The sequence below is a fragment of the Vitreoscilla filiformis genome (assembly GCF_002222655.1).
In the GTDB taxonomy this organism is placed as follows: Bacteria; Pseudomonadota; Gammaproteobacteria; order Burkholderiales; family Burkholderiaceae_C; genus Ideonella; species Ideonella filiformis.
Genome location: NZ_CP022423.1, coordinates 897502 through 915098 on the forward strand (window position 1 = coordinate 897502; position 17597 = coordinate 915098).

Below are 17597 nucleotides of genomic sequence, written 5' to 3' on the forward strand. Positions count from 1 at the left end.
CACGCCACACCACTTAACAGCAGAATAAAACCTCCTTCAATCCAGGGATTGGCAAAGCATCATGGAGAAAATCATTCGTGGCACTGACAACGCCGACACGCTGGCCGGCGGCGCGGGCAACAACACCCTCCAGGGTCTGGGAGGGGATGACTGGCTTGATGGCAAGGCCGGTGCCGACCTCCTGATCGGTGGCTTGGGGAACGATACCTACGTTGTCGGGTATCTGGATGGAGTGCAAGAAGCCGCAGGCGGGGGCACGGATTGGGTGTACGCGAAGGTGTCCCATGTGCTGGAGGACAACGCAGAGAATCTGCTGCTGATCGGCACTGCGCGCCACGGTGGTGGGAATGCGGCGGACAACCTGCTGATTGGCAACGGCCACAACAACCAGCTCAACGGTCACGCTGGCGCGGACACGATGCGCGGGGGCGCGGGAGATGACACCTACATCGTGAGCCAGGCCCAAGACCGAGTGATCGAGTGGGCTGGGAAAGGGGTGGATTTGGTGCGTGCGGGGGTGAGTTACACCCTGTCCGATCACGTCGAGAACCTGACGCTGGTCGGTTCGAATGCCCTCAACGCCACAGGCAATGCGGCGGCCAATGTACTGACGGGCAACGCGGGGGCCAATGTGCTGAGTGGGCGAGGGGGGGCGGACACCTTGCTGGGCGGGGCTGGCAATGACACGTTCAACTTGATCGACAGTGATCTGAGCGCCTTGGGTGCCAGCACGGGCTCGGCGACGCAAATCCATGGAGGCACGGGGTGGAACACCTTGCGCCTGGGTACGTCCACCGGGACGGCGTTGGATCTGGTGGCGGTGGTCAGCGCCACGGGTTCGGGCACAGCGCGGCTGCAAAACATTCAGACGGTGGACTTGAGCGGCAGCGGTGCGCAGGAATTGGCGTTGATGTCGGCTAACGTGGTTGCGATGGGGACGGCCAATGCGCTCAACAGCGGCAACGCGGCCCGCCTGGGGTGGAGTGAGGGGACGTATAGCCTGCAAGCCAGCGAGGCGCGGGTGCAGGTGGTCATTGAGGGCACAGCGCAGGATGCACTGGTCAAGAGCGCGCTGGACAAGGGCAATGAGGCGTGGATTCAGGTGGGCACGCTGAGTCACGCGGGCAGCACTTACAACGTCTACAACGACGCGGGGGGCACGGCGCAGCTCATTGTGAACAGCGAGGTGCAGTTTGAGCTGCCGGTGACGCAAGTAACGGCCACGGTGATGTTGTCCAGCGTGGCTGCCGGGAGCGGGGGGTTTGTGATCAACGGGCAGTCGGCGTTCGATTTCAGCGGCAGTTCGGTTTCATCGGCAGGGGATGTGAACGGAGACGGCTTGGATGATCTGATCGTCGGGGCTGGCGGTGCAGACCCATCCGGCAACAGTTCTGCGGGTCAGAGCTACGTGGTGTTCGGCAAGAGCGATGGCAGCGTGGTGGATGTATCGGCGCTGACAGCGGGCACGAGCACGGCGGGGTTTGTGATCAACGGGCAGTCGGCGGATGACCTCAGCGGTTATTCGGTCTCATCGGCAGGGGACGTGAACGGAGACGGTTTGGATGATCTGATCGTCGGGGCTTACCGTGCATCTGTATCCGGCAACACCCAGGCGGGTCAGAGCTACGTGGTGTTTGGCAAGAGCGATGGCGGGGTGGTGAATGTGTCGGCGCTGACGGCGGGCACGAGCACGGCGGGGTTTGTGATCAACGGCCAGTCGGCGGATGACCTCAGCGGTTATTCGGTCTCATCGGCAGGGGATGTGAATGGGGACGGCTTGGATGATCTGATCGTTGGAGCTCTCGGTGCAGACCCATCCAGCAACAGTTATGCGGGTCAGAGCTACGTGGTGTTCGGCAAGAGCGATGGCGGGGTGGTGAATGTGTCGGCGCTGACGGCGGGCACGAGCACGGCGGGGTTTGTGATCAACGGGCAGTCGACGCATGACTACAGCGGTTGCTCGGTCTCATCGGCAGGGGATGTGAACGGAGACGGCTTGGATGATCTGATCGTCGGGGCTTACTACGCAGACCCATCCGGCAACATTCATGCGGGTCAGAGCTACGTGGTGTTCGGCAAGAGCGATGGCAGCGTGGTGGATGTGTCGGCACTGACGGCGGGCACGAGCACGGCGGGGTTTGTGATCAACGGGCAGTCGTGGGACGACAGCGGCAGGTCGGTCTCATCGGCAGGGGACGTGAATGGGGACGGCTTGGATGATCTGATCGTCGGGGCTTCCGGGCCTGACGCCATATCGCTCCGTCATATAGGCAAGAGTTATGTGGTGTTCGGCAAGAGCGATGGTGGGGGGGTCGATGTGTTGGCACTGACGGCGGGTACAAGCACGGCGGGGTTTGTGATCAACGGCCCGTTGGCGGTGGACTACAGCGGTTATTCGGTCTCATCGGCAGGGGATGTGAACGGAGACGGCTTGGATGATCTGATCGTTGGGGCTCAGGGTGCAGACCCATCAGGCAACGCCAATGCCGGGAAGAGCTACGTGGTGTTCGGCAAGAGTGATGGAGGGGCGGTGGATGTGTTGGCACTGACGGCGGGCACGAGCACGGCGGGGTTTGTGATCAACGGGCAGTCGGCGGATGACTACAGCGGCAGATCGGTCTCATCGGCGGGGGATGTGAACGGCGATGGTTTTGATGATCTGATCGTTGGGGCTTACAGTGCAGACCCATCCGGCAACGCCAGTGCAGGGAAGAGCTACGTGATCTTCGGCGGCTCAGAAGTCATCACCGAGTGGATCTTCGACAGCGCCGACGGCGATGCCATCGGCACCAGCGCCGCCGAAACCCTGACCGGCACGAGCGGCGATAACCAACTCGTCGCCGGCGCGGGCGATGACACCCTGATCGGCTCCGGCGGTGCCGATGTGCTGTACGGCGGTGCGGGCGATGATGTGATCGTGCTCAACACCAGCAACCTCAGCGAGCTGGGGCAAACGGGTGACAGCCAATCGATTCTGCGCATCGACGGCGGCTCCGGCGTGGACACACTGCGCATTGACGGCGCCGGTATCACCCTCGACCTGACGGCTGTCAAAGCCCCCGTGATCCAAAACATCGACGTGTTGGACATCACAGGTTCGGGCGACAACGTGCTGGTAATGTCCCTGACCGACGTGTTGCAACTGGGCGCGGCCAACACCTTCAGCACCGCCGGCAAGATGCAACTGATGATCCAAGGCAACGCGGGGGACAGCGTGACGCTGAACGACGCGGCGGATTGGCAAGCCACCGGCACCGCCAGCTACGAAGGTCAGACCTATCAGCTCTACGACCGCGACGGCGCATCGGCGCAGTTGTGGGTGGATGCGGATGTGTCCACCAACGTGGTGGCGCTCCCTTGAGTCAGCGGGCCGGGCGCTCGTCCGGCTCCCACCGTCGAAACACCAGCGGCAACGGCAGTGCCGGCAACGCCGCCGGCTGCGGGCTGACGGTGTAGTGCTCTTCGATCTCCCACGGCGAACCATAGTGGGAGATCAATTCGGTGGCGGCGCAGCTCAGGGCATCAAGCGCTTGTGCGTGCGCTTCGGCCTCACCAGCGTCCAGCACGGCGTGCCAGTGCAGGCGGTGCAGAGACTCATCCAGCGCCACGCCCACGGCGCGAACCAGTGGATGCACCCACCCGAGCAACGCCATTTGAGCCTGCAATCGCAAGCGCAGTTGGCAAGCCTGTGCCCCGGTGTTCATGGGCTGACGTAACCGGGCTCACCCGGCGCCGCCACCGGCGCCTCGGCGCGGCGATCCACCCACCAGTCGGTCAGCGAAGCAGCGATCCAAATCGCCGCCAGCGTCACCCACGAGGTGATGGTGAACACCGCCGCCCCCGACACCCCCGCGCCCACCGCGCAGCCACCGGCCAGCATGCCGCCAAAGCCCATCAGCATGGCCCCGGCGATGTAGCGGCGCATCGACTGTCCGCCCTGGAAGCCTTCCAGCTTCAACTCGCGCCACAGCAGCGCCGACAGGAACGAACCCAAAAACACCCCCGGCACCAACCCCAGGTCGAACTTGAGCGGCTGCCCCGGTGGCGACAGCACCAGCATCAGCACATCCGCCGACGGGCCCGTGAACGACAAGGCTTGAATCGGCACCACGGTGTCAAACGCCTGGCGCGATTCCAAATAGGTCAGCAGCCACGCCGTGGCCACCATCGCCCCGACGCCCACCGCGCCGAACCAGCCCCAAAACTTCACGCCCTGACGCTGGGCCCACACCAAAGCTGCGATCAACCACAAGGCGCCAAACACCGCCCCGCCACCGTGCCCGATGCCGGTGAGGGCGATCAAGTCCCGGGCGCTGCCGCCTTCGACCGTCCACCACCCAGCCACCTCGGTGCGCAAGGGCGAGAGGACGCCCGTCAGGGCTGCCTGGGCCGTCACCGCGAACACCAGGCCCGAAAGCAAAGCCCGCAAGTTGCCCTGCGCGGCCAGCACCAGCAAGCGGCTGGAGCACCCACGCGCCAAGATCATGCCGGCTCCGAACATCGCTCCGCCGATGGCGGCGCCCGACAGGCTGCCACGCTGGGCGAGCTGGCGGGCGTCGGTCACGTCGAGCCAGCCGGCGAGGATGAAACCTTGCGTCAACAGCACCGCCGTGGCGAAGGCGAACAGCCAGACGGTGAGTTTGCCCTCCCGCGTCCCACGGGAAAACTCGATGGCCGCCGAGCGCAAACAAAAGCGCGAACGGTGGGCAAAAAAGCCAAACAGCAAACCAATCAAAGCGCCGGTGAGGGTGACGGTTTGGGTCTCCCCCAGGCGCGACATCAACGATTCAAGCACGGGCAGGCCCTCGCATTCAAATATCCGTCATTACAGAAATTTGGATGATGCGGGGTAGGCCCGTTGAATCGCTTGAGCAAGGTCACATGAGCGTGTCGGCCCAAATGTTCTTGGCCCAGGCTTCGGCGTAACGGCCTTCCAAGTCACTGCGCACGTCGGACACGCCCCCCGACCCGCCGATCGTGAAGAAACTCTTCTTGGGCGAGACGTACTCGTGAACGCTGGCGACGTGGATCACATGCAGGTCATCGACGTAGCTCATGCACACATTGGTGAGCATCGGATGCGGGTTGATCTCCAAGCCTTGCAGCTCGGCCACGATGGCCGCCGCCGTCACCTTGGCGTGTGAGTTCGCCATGTGGCCCGATTTGGGCATGCCCTGGGCGATTTGAATCGCGTCGCCGATGACGTGGATGTCTTTGGCCGCCGTCGATTCAAAATTCAAGAAGTTGACCAAGCACCAGCGGCCATTGGCATTGGCCAAGCCGGTTTGTACCGCCAGTGCGCCGGCGCGCATCACCGGCAGCACGTTGAGCACATCGGCTTTAACGTCGTCCTGCACATCGAACTTGACCGCGCCACCCTTGGCGTCCACCGCCACCACCTTGTGCTGCGGACGGTATTCGACCATCGGGCCGTACAGCTCTTTCCAAGCCTTTTTGAACAGCGGGCCCTTGGAGGTGACGTCCTCGTTGCCATCCAAGATCAGCACCTTGGATTTGGGTTTGTGCTTCTTGAAGTAAGCCGCCACCACGCTGGCGCGCTCGTACGGCCCCGGCGGGCAGCGGTATGGCGCTTCGGGAATGGTGATGGCGTACACGCCGCCGTCGCGCATCGCTTCGAGCTGCTTGCGCAGGGCCATCGTTTCCGGGCCAGCCTTCCAGGCGTGCAGCATCTGGCCGGCACTGTGCGCGGCTTGAAGCCCCTCGATCTGATCCCACATGAAATCGATGCCGGGGGCGAGTACCAGCTTGTCGTAGCGGATGTCGCCGCCGCTGGCCAGGGTGGCAACTTTCTTGGCCGGATCGATTTTCGTCACCCGATCCTGCACCACACGCACCCCATGTTTGGTGCTCAAACCCGTGTAGGGGTTGGTGATGTCGGCCATGGTTTTCATGCCGCCAATCACCAAGTTGGACACCGGGCAGGACACGAACATCGGGTTCGGTTCCACCATGGTCACGTCGATTTGGTAGTCCGAAAACAGGCGGACGTACTTGGACGCGGTGGCGCCCCCATAACCGCCTCCGACCACCAACACCTTGGCTTTGGAGGCATCGCCCCCCACCGACGCACAGCCGGCCAGCCCCAGTGCCCCGCCGGATACCAGCCCGGCCAAAAGTTGTCTGCGTTGCATCATGTGGCCTTTCACGGCTTGCTGCGCGAACCGAAGTAACGCGCCAGGGTTTCGAGTTGTTCTTGCGAATAGCCCTTGGTGATCTGGTGCATGATCGTTGCCGGGCGTTGGCCGCTGCGGAAAGCCATCAGTTGGCTGAGGATGTAGTCCTCGGGCAGCACCGACAGGCGGATCAGGGCTTCACCTTCGACGGCTTGGCCGTCCGTGCCGTGACACTGGGCGCAGGTGGCGGCCAGGGCACGGGTGCGCAGCGCGGTCGGATCCTTTGCGTGAACCGCTGTGCCCGCCAAAGTCAGCAGTGCCAGCAGCGCCGCCCGCGCGGCAAAAGCCCGCGAACGGGCGGCGGGGACGACGCCCGCCAGGGTGTGGGTCATGGGGAACTCCTGTTGGTTTGCGGGGGTGTATAGTGTTCTTAATATCATCACATGCTAATGTAGTGTTGTCATTGGTGCCACCCCTGCAAACCATCGCCGTGTCACGGCGCCACACCTTGGTGTGGCTCGCTGGCGCAGCGGGATCGGCTCACGCGGCGTTGCCGCCGGGTGAGCCTTTGCTCTGGCCTGAGGTGGCGCTGTTGGATGGCTCCTCGCTCGGCCCTGCGCAGGTGCGGGATGTGGCTTGGGTGGTGGTGTTTTTCTCGCTGAGCTGCGGCTACTGCCACCGCCATAACCGGCGGCTGCAAGCGCTGGCGCAGCGCATGCGCGGGCAGCCCCTGCGGGTGTTGGGCGCTGTCCACGATCAGGACGCCAGCGCTGTGCGCACCCACGCCCAGCAAGAAGGGTTGACGTTCCCGATGACTTTGGAGTCCTCGCGCCTGCATCGCCTGCTCAGCCCTCGGCGCATCACCCCGCTGACGTGTGTGCTGGATCGGGGGACGCGGCTGCGCGAAGTCATCCCCGGAGAGATGAGCGAAGACGATGTGATGGGCCTGGCCCGCTGGGCCCAGCCGGTTTGACGCGACACAGGAGACGCCGATGAGGATCGCCCACCGTCACCCCCTTTGGGTTGGCGCTGCTGCCCTGCTGGGGTGGTTCAGTGTTGAGCTGCACGCCACAGATTCAGCCGCAGTACCGATGCCCGCGCTGTTCGCTGGGGCCGATCTGGCTTTGGGTGAGCGGCTCATTGCCGAACATCGGTGCAGCGAGTGCCATGCGCGCAAAGTCGGGGGCGATGGCAGCGCCATCTATCGCCCGATGGAGCGCATCAACAGCCCAGCCGAGCTGCGCGGCATGGTGGAGATGTGCAACACCCAACTGAACTTGCAGATGTTCCCCGAGGAAGTCACCGCCGTGGCCGCTGTGCTGCAACGGGATCACTACCGTTTGGCCATCCACTAAAACGATAGGCGCATATGGATATGGGGCTGGGTATTCTTGTCAATAGAATCGGCCCCTGATCGACCTGACAACAAACTTGCGCATGTCCCCACAGGGATCCCAATGCTGACGCCGTGTTCGAATCGGTGGCCGAGCTGTTCTCGCTGCTGTCCACGCCGGTGCGGCTGAAGATCATCAGCGCACTGTGCCAGGGTGAGAAGAACGTCTCGCAATTGCTGACCGAGATTCACACCACCCAGCCCAACATGTCGCAGCACCTGGCCACGCTGTACCGGGCCGGCGTGCTCAGCAAACGCCGCGACAGCACCCAAATTTATTACCGCCTGCAAAGCGAGCGCGTGGCTTCGCTGTGCCGGGCGGTGTGCCTGCAAATCTCGCAGGACATGGTGGTGCCTCCCCCGACACCGCCCACATCCGTTGCCGCACCGACGGGCATCTGAACCGTTCAGCGTACCTTGCCGAGCAAGGTTTGCACGTCGCCGAGCACTTCTTCGAGCGGCTTGCGGCTGTCGTCGCCCAGGCGGGCGCACAGCTCTTGCTCCATGAAACACACGGTCATGCGCACATAAGCGCTGTCCAGCGCTTTGCGCACGGCGGCCATCTGGCTGGCGATGTCCAGGCAGGGTTGGCCCTCCTCGATCATGCGCTGGATGCCGCGCAACTGCCCTTCGGCCCGTTTCAGGCGGTTGAGCAGGTCGGTTCGGTTTTTCTCGTCGTTGGTTTTGGCCATGGCACAACACTCTTCCAAAGAGCCAGGGATGGGGAGGTAAGGTGCCATTGTCGAACGATGACCATCTGGTGACGAAAAAACCGCAAGTTTGCGCTCAACGGCAGCACGATCCAGCGCCGGCACCGGTGTCGCAGCCACCGTGCGTGGGCACGCCCAGCTTCTTCAAAATGATGGCCAGCGGGCAGAAATTGGTGAAGCCAAACTGGAACAGGTTAAAACCCACAAACGCCGTGAACGCCAGGAACCACGGGCTCACAAACAACGGCGAGGCTTCCACCCCCAAGGCCAACGACACCATGATGAACGTGCCTGCGATCACCCGAATCCAACGTTCTACCGTCATGACAACCTCCTAATCAAACAAAGAAAACCCAGTGGCCCGCGATCAGGCCACCTCATGCTGGCGGCGGTACACCGCGAAATACAGCACCGGGATCACCACCAGCGTCAGCAGCGTGGACACCAAGATGCCAAAAATGAGCGAAATGGCCAGGCCATTGAAGATCGGGTCATCGAGGATGAACAGGGCGCCGATCATGGCCGCCAAGGCGGTGAGCGCGATGGGCTGGGCACGCACCTGGGCGGAGCTGGCCACGGCCTCTTTGAACGCCACCCCTTGAGCGACTTGCAGCTCAATGAAGTCCACCAACAGAATCGAGTTGCGCACGATGATCCCTGCCAAGGCGATCATCCCGATCATGCTGGTGGCGGTGAATTGCGAGCCCAGCAGCGCGTGCCCCGGCATGACCCCGATGAGGGTGAGCGGAATGGGCGCCATGATGATGAGCGGCGTGACGTAACTCTTGAACTGCGCCACCACCAACAGGTAAATCAGGATCAGGCCGACGCCGTAGGCGGCGCCCATGTCGCGGAAGGTTTCGTAGGTGATTTGCCATTCGCCATCCCACTTCAGGGCGTATTGGCGGAAGGGGTCGGCGGGCTGGTGAATCCAGTATTCGCCCAGCTCACCCGTGCCCGGCAGGGCCGCTTCGGCCAGCTTGGGGCGGATGGCGAACAGGCCATACAGGGGTGAGTCCAGCTTGCCGGCCATGTCGCCGAACACGTAGCTCACGGGGTGAAGGTTTTTGGTGAACAACGGCTTGTCGATGATGCCGTTTTCCACCCTCACCAGCTCGGAGAGCGGCACCAGTTGGCCGTTGCCAGCACGCAGCGGCAGCGCCAGCAAGGCGTCCAGCCCGACCTGAGATTCACGTGGCAGTTGCAGGCGCACCGGCACGGGGTATTTGCTCTGGCCGTCGTGCAGCCAGGCGGCGTCGGCTCCGGAGAGAGCGCCCTGCACGGTCTGCGCCACCACGGCCACCGGGATGCCCAAGCTTTCAGCGCGCTGGCGGTTCACGCGCAGGAAGGTGCGCGGCGCGTCGGCCTTCAAGCTGGTGTCGATGGCGACGATGTCGCGGGTTTGTGCAAAGGCGCGCTCCAAGCGGGCGGCCACTTGCTGGCGCCCCGCTTCGTCGGGGCCGTAGATTTCGGCCACCAGCGGGCTCATCACCGGTGGCCCCGGCGGCACTTCCACCACCTTGATTTTGGCGCCGTGCTGGGCGGCGATTTTTTCCAACCCCGGGCGCAAGCGCTGGGCAATGGCGTGGCTCTTTTCCGAACGGTGGTGTTTGTCCACCAAGTTCACCTGCAAGTCCCCTTGCTCGGCGTCGGCGCGCAGGTAGTACTGGCGCACCAAGCCGTTGAAGGTGATCGGGCTGGCCGTGCCGGCATACCCCTGGAGGTTGCGCACCTCGGGCTGTTGCGCCAAGTGGGCGCCCAGGGCGTGCAAGGCGGCGGCGGTGTCTTCCAGCGGCGTGCCGGCAGGCATCTCGACCACCACTTGGAACTCGCTCTTGTTGTCAAAGGGCAGCATCTTCAGCACCACCCACTGCACCAGCGCCAGGCCCACCGACAGCAGCAGCGCCGCCACGATGCCCCCCAGCAGCAGCCAGCGTTTGCGGGCACTCTCCAGCAGCGGGCGCAGCAGCCCAGCGAACACGCCCCCCAGCTTGGCGCCGATGCCGGGGGCGTCCCCCTGTCCGACCGCGTGAGCAGCGTGCCCTGAGCGCATGAACTTCAAAGCCAACCGCGGCGTGACGGTGAACGCAATGGCCAGCGAGATCGCCATGCCCAGGCTCGAATTGATGGGGATGGGGCCCATGTATGGCCCCATCAACCCGGTGACGAAGGCCATCGGCAGCAGGGCGGCGATCACCGTGAGCGTGGCCAAAATGGTTGGGCCGCCGACCTCATCGACGGCTGCGGGGATGATCTCGCGCAGGGTTTTGTGCGGGTCGAGCGCTTGATGGCGGTGGATGTTTTCCACCACCACGATGGCGTCGTCCACCAAGATGCCGATGGAAAAGATGAGCGCAAACAGGCTCACCCGGTTGAGCGTGAAGCCCCAGGCCCAGGAGGCAAACAGTGTGGCCGTGAGCGTGAGAATCACCGCTGCACCGACGATGACGGCTTCGCGCCGCCCCAGCGCCACGCCCACCAGCAGGATGACCGAGCCGGTGGCGAACCCCAGTTTCTGAATCAGCTTGTTGGCTTTTTCGGCGGCGGTTTCGCCATAGTCCCGCGTGATGGTGGCTTCGATGCCTTCGGGGATGACGGTGCCGCGCAGCTCGTCGAGCCGCTGGCGGGCGGCCTGGGCCACGTCCACCGCGTTCTGGCCGGGCTTTTTGGTGACGGTGAGGGTCACCGCCGGGTAGACCTGCCCGGTTGGCGCTGCCGTGCTGGCGGCGCTGCCCGGTGCCGTGGCCGCTGCGCCCGGTGTGAACCAGACGTGGCGCACCGGCTGGGCAGCGCCCGGCACCACGCGAGCCACTTCGCGCAGGTACACCGGCTTGCCTTGGTTGACGCCGACCACCACATCGGCCACATCGTCTGCCGAGCGCAGGAACTCGCCGGTTTCCACGGTGAGCGTCTGGCCCCCGCTGGGCTGCATCACCGTGCCAGCAGGCATGGCCAAGTTGGCGGCGGACAGGGTTTGTTTCAGGCGCAACACGTCCACGCCACGCTCACGCAGCCGGGACGGATCCAGTTCCACGATCACCGCTTGGCCCGGGCCACCAAGGGTTTGCACCTCACGGCTGCCGGGCACGCGCTTGAGTTCGGCTTCGACGCTGTGGGCCACGCGCTCGATGTCCACAGCGGCACGGGCGTCGGGAGCCCAGAGGGTCACTCCGAGCACCGGCACATCGTCGATGCCCTTGGGGCGCACGATGGGCGGCAACGTACCGAGGTTGGCGGGCAGCCAGTCTTGGTTGGCGTTGAGCACGTCGTACAAACGCACCAGCGCTTCGGTGCGCGGCACGCCGACCTGGAATTGCACCGTCAGCACCGCCACCCCGGGGCGCGACACCGAATAGGTGTGCTCGATGCCCGCGATCTGGCTGAGCACCTGCTCGGCGGGGCGGGCCACCATGTTTTGCACATCGGCGCTGCTGGCCCCCGGGAAGGGAATCAGCACATTGGCCATGGTGACGTTGATTTGCGGCTCTTCCTCGCGGGGCGTCACCAGCACGGCGAACAGGCCCAACAGCAGCGCCACCAGCGCCAGCAAGGGGGTGATGGCGTTGTCTTGGAAGGCAGCGGCCAGGCGTCCGGAAACGCCCATGCGTGCGGCGTCGTCCGACGGGGACGGGGTGTGCAAGCTCATGCTGACTCCTTATTGAGCCGCTGCCGCCGGCACCGCCCCGGCCAAGCCGGCGCGCACAGCGTCTTGGGCCACCCGTTCCCCGGGTTTGACCCCAGCGAGCAACTCCACCGCCCCGCCCCGGCTGGCGCCCGAACGCACCGCCCGCAGCACAAACTGCGACCCTTGCACCACGTACACCGCCGTCAACTCCCCACGACGCAGCACGGCGCTGGCCGGTACGCTCAACGCCGCAGCCCCCGCATTGGCCGCCACGGGGCCGCCTTCAAACCGCACACGCACGCTTTGCCCAGGGGCTGCTCCGGAGAGCGCGGGCAAATCCAACCGCCATTCCACGGTTTGGGCCACTGGGTCGGTGGTCGGCAAGGCGGTGTGACGCACTGGCGCCACCCAACCGCCATCGGGCGCTTGAACCTGCAACCGGGTGGCGGTCTGTGCGGCAGCGGCCCGCGAGGCCGGCACTTGCACCACAGCCCGCAACGCACCAGGCGCGTACAACGTGAGCACCGGGCGACCGGGGCCGGCCAAATCGCCCGCTTCGAGCAGCGTGGTTTGCACCAGGCCATCAAACGGGGCCGTCACCGTGGTGAAACCGCGTGCCAAGGCAGCCTGTGAGCGTGCCGCCTCCGCTTCGCGCAGGCCGGCTTGGGCGGCTTTGAGTTGGGTGTCCGCCATGTCTTGCGCGGCTTGGCTGACGAAACCCTTGGCGCGCAGTTCGCGGGTGCGTTCGGCGTTCAGGCGGGCGTTGTCCAGTTGCGCTTGGGCCTGGGCGACGGCGGCGTCACCGCGTGAAAGATCGGCGCTGGCGCTGCGCCCGTCAATGTGCGCGAGGGCTTGGCCGGCGCGCACGGCATCCCCTGCTTTGACCAGCAGGGCCTGCACCGTCCCACCGATTTGTGCGGCCACGGTGGCTTGGCGCTGGGCTTGGATTTGGCCATCCAGCTCAAACCCGAGGGCCGTGGTGCCCGCTTGAACGGTGACCACCGGCACCACCACCGCCGACGCAGCCGGCGCGGCATGGGCTGAACCGATCAGCCCGGCGGACACCGTCAGCGCCGAGGCCGCAGCCCGCCATGAAAACCGAGAACGCAAAGGAAAGACGATGGGCGTGTTCATGCGCCCATCGTATCAAATACCCTGTAGGGTATCAACCCAGGCGCTTGCCGTTGGCCCCCAGCACGGCAAGTTCGACGAAGTTCGATGCCACATAAGGCGCAGAACCTGAGAACCCGAGGCTGAAATCACCCAGCTCCAAGCGGCGGATGCTGGCCAGGGCTTGGCGCAACTTGTCGCGGTTGACCTCACGGCCCGCACGGCGCAAGCCTTCGAGCATGACCTGGGCGTTGATCCAGCCTTCGAAGCTGGTGCTGTTGATGGCCGTTTCGTTGGCCGTTTTCATGGCGGCTTGGTAGGCGCGGGCCACACCCAGGCGTTGCCGGTCGGGATCGGGCAGAACCTGGGTCAAGGCCATGCCTTGCACCAGTGGGCCGAGTTGCACCATGTCCGAACCGAACAGCGCCACCGACAAACCCACAATCGGCAGCCCGCTGACCTGGCGCCGCAGGCCGCTGACCAGTTGGGTGCTGGCCACGCCAGCCGTGCCGATCAACACCGCGCCCGGCTTGTTGCCCAGCACGCTCTTGACCACTTCGTTGACGTTGGCCCCATCCACCGCCAAAGGCACACTGCCCACGGCCTGCAAGCGGTTGGTGCTGAGGGCGGTTTCGGCTTCGCGCAGCACTTCTTTGCCGAAACCGTTGTCCAGGTAAACGATGGCGATGTCCTTGACGCCCATGTTCACCAGTTGCTGCACGGCGCGGCCCGCCTCTTCGCCATAACTGGCGCGTACGTGGAAAACGTTGCGGGCCGTGACTTGGCGCAGCGAGCCCGCCCCCGTGATCGGCCCCACCAGAGGGGCGCCGGCTTGTTCGATCAGCGGAAACGTGGCGGCGTTGGTCGGTGTGCCCAGGCAGGACATCAACGCCAGGCAGCCCGTGTTGGGCAGCAGCAGTTGTTTGACGTTTTCGACCGCACGCGCTGGGACGTAGGCGTCATCGCGCACTTCCAGCTTGAGTTCGCGGCCATGCACGCCACCGGCTTGGTTGGCGACGAGCAGCGCAGCACGCATTCCGGCTGTGATGTCTTTACCGGCCACACCCATGGGGCCTGTCAACGGCAGGCTGGAACCCAGGGTGAGGGTCTGGGCGGTGACACCATCCTCAGCGCCCGCAGCCCATCCTTGGCCAGCCGGCAGCATGGCGGCGGCGCCTATCTGAGCCGTCTGTTGGAGGAAGCGACGTCGATTCATGAGGGCCTCTTTCAATTTGTTACTGAAGATACAGGCGCTCAATATGAAGAGATGAATCGCGTTTGCCTAGCCGGGTGTTCCATGATGGGACACCGCCGCCGCTTCATCGGCGCCTCTTCAATGGGCCCGGATTTGATAAGGATCAGGCCAGCCCAGCCCCAGCAGGATGCGCGTTTCCTCGGCCTCCATGGCTTCGGCGTCTTCGTCGCTGGTTTCGTGATCCCAGCCTTGCGCGTGCAGCGTGCCATGCACCAGCAAGTGCGCGTAGTGCTGCGCCAGCGGAATGCCCAGCTCGGCGGCTTCTTTTTCCACCACCGGGGCGCACAGCACCAGGTCGGCCATCACCACGGGTTCTTGGGTGTAGTCGAAGGTCAGGACGTTGGTAGCGTAGTCCTTGCCGCGAAACTCACGGTTCAGGCGCTGGCCTTCCTCGGCATCGACGATGCGCACGGTGATTTCGCCAGGCAGCTCATCCAGCGCTGCCCGGATCCAGCGTGCCACCTTGGCGCGAGGCAGGTGGGCGCGGTGGCGGCCATCGGGTTGTTGCAGGGACAGACTCAGGTCAGGGCGGGCAATCGTGGCCATCAGGATTTCTCAGCGGAGGTTTCGGCAGCGAGGTCATACGCATCGACGATGCGCGCCACCAGCGGATGGCGCACCACGTCATGCGACGTGAAGCGGGTGAACGCCACGCCCGGCACGTTGCGCAGCACATGCGCGGCGTCTTTGAGGCCGCTGGGCACGCCGCGTGGCAAGTCGATTTGGCTGATGTCCCCAGTGATCACCGCTTTGGCGCCGAAGCCAATGCGCGTCAGGAACATTTTCATTTGTTCGGGCGTGGTGTTTTGCGCTTCATCGAGGATGACGAAGGCATGGTTGAGTGTGCGCCCCCGCATGAACGCCAGCGGCGCGATTTCCAACAAACCACGCTCAAACGCTTTGGTGACGCGGTCAAAGCCCATCAAGTCGTAGAGCGCGTCGTAGAGCGGGCGCAGGTACGGATCGACTTTTTGCGTCAAATCGCCTGGCAAAAACCCGAGGCGCTCGCCGGCTTCCACCGCTGGGCGCGTCAGGATGATGCGTTGCACGCCGCTGCGCTCCAACGCATCCACCGCGCAGGCCACAGCCAGGAAGGTTTTGCCCGTGCCGGCCGGGCCGATGCCGAAGGTGATGTCGTGGTCCAACATCTGCCGCAGGTATTGCATCTGGTTGGGTGTGCGGCCCGTCAAATCGGCGCGACGGGTGTGCAGCACGATCTCCCGGCTGCCCGGCTCGACCGCGCCCACATGGGCACCGCTGGGCGGTTGGTGATGGCTGCGGCGCAGATCGTCCAGCGCCAGTTGCAGCGTGTCGGCGGGAATGGCGCGTGCCGCACGCTCGTACAGCGTGACGAGCAGCGCCAGCGTGGCTTCCGCATCGCGCTTGGCGCCGTCGATGCGGAACGCGCCTTGGCGGCGGCTGATGGTCACAGGGACCACGGCTTCGATGGCGCGCAGGTGCTCATCCACCGGGCCGCACAAATGGCCCAGGCGGGTGTTGTCCAAAGGGGTGAAGGTGTGTCGCAGCAACATGGGGTCAGGGGGTGTGAAGCCTGGATTGTCGGCTGCCCATAATCCCGCCCCATGATCGGACGACTCTCCGGGGTGATCGCGGACAAAGCCCCACCGCAGGTGCTCATCGACGTGTCAGGCGTCGGCTACGAAGTCGATGTGCCCATGAGCACGTTTTGCGCGCTGCCGGCGCTGGGCGAGCGCGTCACGCTGCTGACCCACTTGGTGGTGCGCGAAGACGCCCAATTGCTCTACGGTTTTTTGAGCGCGCCGGAGCGGGCGGCGTTTCGCGAACTCATCAAAGTGTCCGGGATTGGGCCGCGCACGGCGTTGGCGGTGCTGTCCGGGCTGAACGTGGCGGATTTGGCGGGCGCCGTCAGCCGACAAGAGGGCGCCCGTTTGCAGAAGGTGCCCGGCATCGGCAAAAAAACCGCCGAACGCTTGCTGCTGGAACTCAAGGGCAAACTGGGCGAGGAACTCGTTGCCCCAGCGGGCGCGATGGTGGCGCTGGACGCGGCGCAAGCCGACATCGTCCAAGCCCTCATCGCCCTGGGTTACAGCGACAAAGACGCCGCTTTGGCGCTGAAAAAACTGCCCGCTGGCGTCGGCGTGAGCGAGGGCATCAAGCTGGCGCTGCGGGCTTTGGGGTGATGTCCCCGCCGCTGGGGGGGCTCAGTGTTTCATGCCGTGGTGGCCGTGCTGGGGGCCGCTGGCACCCGCTGCCATGCCCATCGCCTTGACGGTGGCTTGCACGTTGACGGTTTCTTTCTTCTTGTCAGCGCCTTCGATGCTCAGGGTCAGCGGCACGGCGTCCCCGGCTTTGAGCGGCTGCTTCAGGTCGATCAGCATGATGTGGTAACTGCCCGGGCGCAGGGCCACCGCTTTGCCGGCGGGCAGGTCGAGGCTGGCGATCGGGGCCATGCGCATCACGTCGCCGTCCATTTTCATTTCGTGGATTTCGACGATGTTGGCCACCGGCGAGCTGGCCGCCACCAGCTTGCCACCTTGGGCCGACGTGATCTGCATGAAGGCGCCCGTGGCCTTTTGCGGGGCTTGCGCCGCACGCACCCAGGGTTCGGACACGGTGGTTTGCGCCCAGGCCGACGTGGCCAGCACACCGCACATCACAGCCGCAGCCGACAGGCGAGTCATCAAATTCATGGGGGATCCTTGTTTTCAGGTCGATGAAGAAGGGCCGGACAGCACCCGTTGTCCGCCATCGCTGCGCGTCATGCCGGCGGGCCATTCGGCTTCACGCAAGCGAGACGGGCTGAAGCTGGCGCTCTGGCGCTGGCGCGCGTCGAGCAAGTGGGTGCGCTTGAGGTTGGCAAAAATGCGCGAAACGGTTTCGGGCGCGGTGTCGATGATGGCCGCCATGTCCTTGATGGTGGGCAAGGCGCAGGGCTGGCCCTCGCTGTTCCAAGGGCCATGGGCGGGGGCCAGCAGCAACAGCAGGTGCTTGAGCCGATCCTGCGCGGGGCCGCTGCGCAGCATCACCAGGTCTTCGCCCCGGCGTTGCTGCTGAGTCAGGCCTTCGATCAAGACCAAGCGCCGGTCGGCGTCGCTGGACAGCGAGCGCCGCCGCGCCAAACTGGGCACGATGGCCCGGGCCGTGTAGGCGTAGGGATAGGCCGCCAGCAACTCCAGCCCGAGCAAGTCCCCCGGCAACACGATCTGGATGAAACGCGAACCTTCACGCGTCACCCGATCCAGGCGCAGCGCACCGTTTTCGAGTTGCCAAATCGAGCCCATGCTGCCCGCCTCGAACAGCACGTCTCCGGACAGCAGCGAAGTCTGGCCCAGGGACGAGGACACCGGCGAATCAAGCAACATGGAACTCCTGAACAACCGTCATTCGA

The 17597-nt window shown here is 64.7% G+C and carries 18 protein-coding genes; 5 read left to right on the forward strand and 13 right to left on the reverse strand.

Translation table 11 applies throughout. The features are described from left to right. Nucleotides 1–61 precede the first annotated feature (61 nt). On the forward strand, nt 62–3361 hold the full coding sequence (locus VITFI_RS04180; RefSeq protein ID WP_089415922.1) for an FG-GAP-like repeat-containing protein: 3300 nt from the start codon (nt 62–64) through the stop codon (nt 3359–3361). A gap of 1 nt (nt 3362) precedes the next feature. On the opposite strand, the gene VITFI_RS04185 is transcribed toward VITFI_RS04180, so the two are convergent. The 4 genes from VITFI_RS04185 to VITFI_RS04200 form a co-directional block, all read right to left on the reverse strand. Beyond that, the gene (locus tag VITFI_RS04185; RefSeq protein WP_089415923.1) at nt 3363–3704 is read right to left on the reverse strand and encodes a hypothetical protein; all 342 of its coding nucleotides are present in this window, start codon (nt 3702–3704) and stop codon (nt 3363–3365) included. Then, complete coding sequence (locus VITFI_RS04190; RefSeq protein WP_089415924.1) at nt 3701–4780, reverse strand: YeeE/YedE family protein; 1080 nt, start codon at nt 4778–4780, stop codon at nt 3701–3703. The genes VITFI_RS04185 and VITFI_RS04190 overlap by 4 nt, the downstream gene beginning before the upstream one ends. Nucleotides 4781–4877: 97 nt before the next feature. Beyond that, nucleotides 4878–6155 carry an NAD(P)/FAD-dependent oxidoreductase gene (locus VITFI_RS04195; protein WP_089415925.1) on the reverse strand — a complete coding sequence of 426 codons (1278 nt, stop codon included), beginning with the start codon at nt 6153–6155 and terminating at the stop codon, nt 4878–4880. Between the two features lie 8 nt (nt 6156–6163). Next, nucleotides 6164–6526 carry a c-type cytochrome gene (locus VITFI_RS04200; RefSeq protein WP_198301604.1) on the reverse strand — a complete coding sequence of 121 codons (363 nt, stop codon included), beginning with the start codon at nt 6524–6526 and terminating at the stop codon, nt 6164–6166. A gap of 74 nt (nt 6527–6600) precedes the next feature. Between VITFI_RS04200 and VITFI_RS04205 the strand changes: the two genes are divergently transcribed. The 3 genes from VITFI_RS04205 (at nt 6601) to VITFI_RS04215 (ending at nt 7929) form a co-directional block, all read left to right on the forward strand. Further along, nucleotides 6601–7107, forward strand: a complete 507-nt coding sequence (locus VITFI_RS04205) for a TlpA disulfide reductase family protein (RefSeq protein ID WP_157725554.1) — start codon at nt 6601–6603, stop codon at nt 7105–7107. Between the two features lie 19 nt (nt 7108–7126). Beyond that, nucleotides 7127–7489 (forward strand): hypothetical protein, encoded by a 363-nt coding sequence (locus VITFI_RS04210; protein WP_198301605.1) that lies wholly within the window; start codon nt 7127–7129, stop codon nt 7487–7489. 113 nt (nt 7490–7602) lie between these two features. After that, complete coding sequence (locus VITFI_RS04215) at nt 7603–7929, forward strand: ArsR/SmtB family transcription factor (RefSeq protein ID WP_089415927.1); 327 nt, start codon at nt 7603–7605, stop codon at nt 7927–7929. Nucleotides 7930–7934: 5 nt separating this feature from the next. Here VITFI_RS04215 and VITFI_RS04220 read toward each other — a convergent pair whose 3' ends face one another. From VITFI_RS04220 to VITFI_RS04250, 7 genes are all read right to left on the reverse strand, one after another. Next, on the reverse strand, nt 7935–8219 hold the full coding sequence (locus VITFI_RS04220; protein WP_089415928.1) for a metal-sensing transcriptional repressor: 285 nt from the start codon (nt 8217–8219) through the stop codon (nt 7935–7937). A gap of 94 nt (nt 8220–8313) precedes the next feature. Next, nucleotides 8314–8562: a YgaP family membrane protein gene (locus VITFI_RS04225; protein ID WP_089415929.1), complete on the reverse strand. Its 249-nt coding sequence runs from the start codon at nt 8560–8562 to the stop codon at nt 8314–8316. A gap of 42 nt (nt 8563–8604) precedes the next feature. Beyond that, on the reverse strand, nt 8605–11883 hold the full coding sequence (locus VITFI_RS04230) for an efflux RND transporter permease subunit (RefSeq protein WP_198301606.1): 3279 nt from the start codon (nt 11881–11883) through the stop codon (nt 8605–8607). Nucleotides 11884–11892: 9 nt separating this feature from the next. Next, the gene (locus VITFI_RS04235; RefSeq protein WP_089415930.1) at nt 11893–12996 is read right to left on the reverse strand and encodes an efflux RND transporter periplasmic adaptor subunit; all 1104 of its coding nucleotides are present in this window, start codon (nt 12994–12996) and stop codon (nt 11893–11895) included. A gap of 31 nt (nt 12997–13027) precedes the next feature. Continuing rightward, nucleotides 13028–14188 carry an ABC transporter substrate-binding protein gene (locus tag VITFI_RS04240; protein WP_089415931.1) on the reverse strand — a complete coding sequence of 387 codons (1161 nt, stop codon included), beginning with the start codon at nt 14186–14188 and terminating at the stop codon, nt 13028–13030. Nucleotides 14189–14305: 117 nt separating this feature from the next. Further along, nucleotides 14306–14773, reverse strand: a complete 468-nt coding sequence (gene ybeY / locus VITFI_RS04245) for an rRNA maturation RNase YbeY (RefSeq protein ID WP_089415932.1) — start codon at nt 14771–14773, stop codon at nt 14306–14308. Further along, nucleotides 14773–15753 (reverse strand): PhoH family protein, encoded by a 981-nt coding sequence (locus VITFI_RS04250; protein WP_408645609.1) that lies wholly within the window; start codon nt 15751–15753, stop codon nt 14773–14775. The genes ybeY and VITFI_RS04250 overlap by 1 nt, the downstream gene beginning before the upstream one ends. Before the next feature lie 57 nt (nt 15754–15810). Between VITFI_RS04250 and ruvA the strand changes: the two genes are divergently transcribed. Further along, nucleotides 15811–16389, forward strand: a complete 579-nt coding sequence (gene ruvA, locus VITFI_RS04255) for a Holliday junction branch migration protein RuvA (protein ID WP_089415934.1) — start codon at nt 15811–15813, stop codon at nt 16387–16389. A gap of 21 nt (nt 16390–16410) precedes the next feature. Here the strand turns inward: ruvA and VITFI_RS04260 are convergent, their stop codons facing one another. Both VITFI_RS04260 and VITFI_RS04265 read right to left on the reverse strand, forming a co-directional pair. After that, nucleotides 16411–16899: a copper chaperone PCu(A)C gene (locus VITFI_RS04260; protein WP_198301607.1), complete on the reverse strand. Its 489-nt coding sequence runs from the start codon at nt 16897–16899 to the stop codon at nt 16411–16413. Between the two features lie 15 nt (nt 16900–16914). Further along, nucleotides 16915–17571 carry a Crp/Fnr family transcriptional regulator gene (locus VITFI_RS04265; RefSeq protein WP_089415935.1) on the reverse strand — a complete coding sequence of 219 codons (657 nt, stop codon included), beginning with the start codon at nt 17569–17571 and terminating at the stop codon, nt 16915–16917. Nucleotides 17572–17597: the final 26 nt, after the last annotated feature.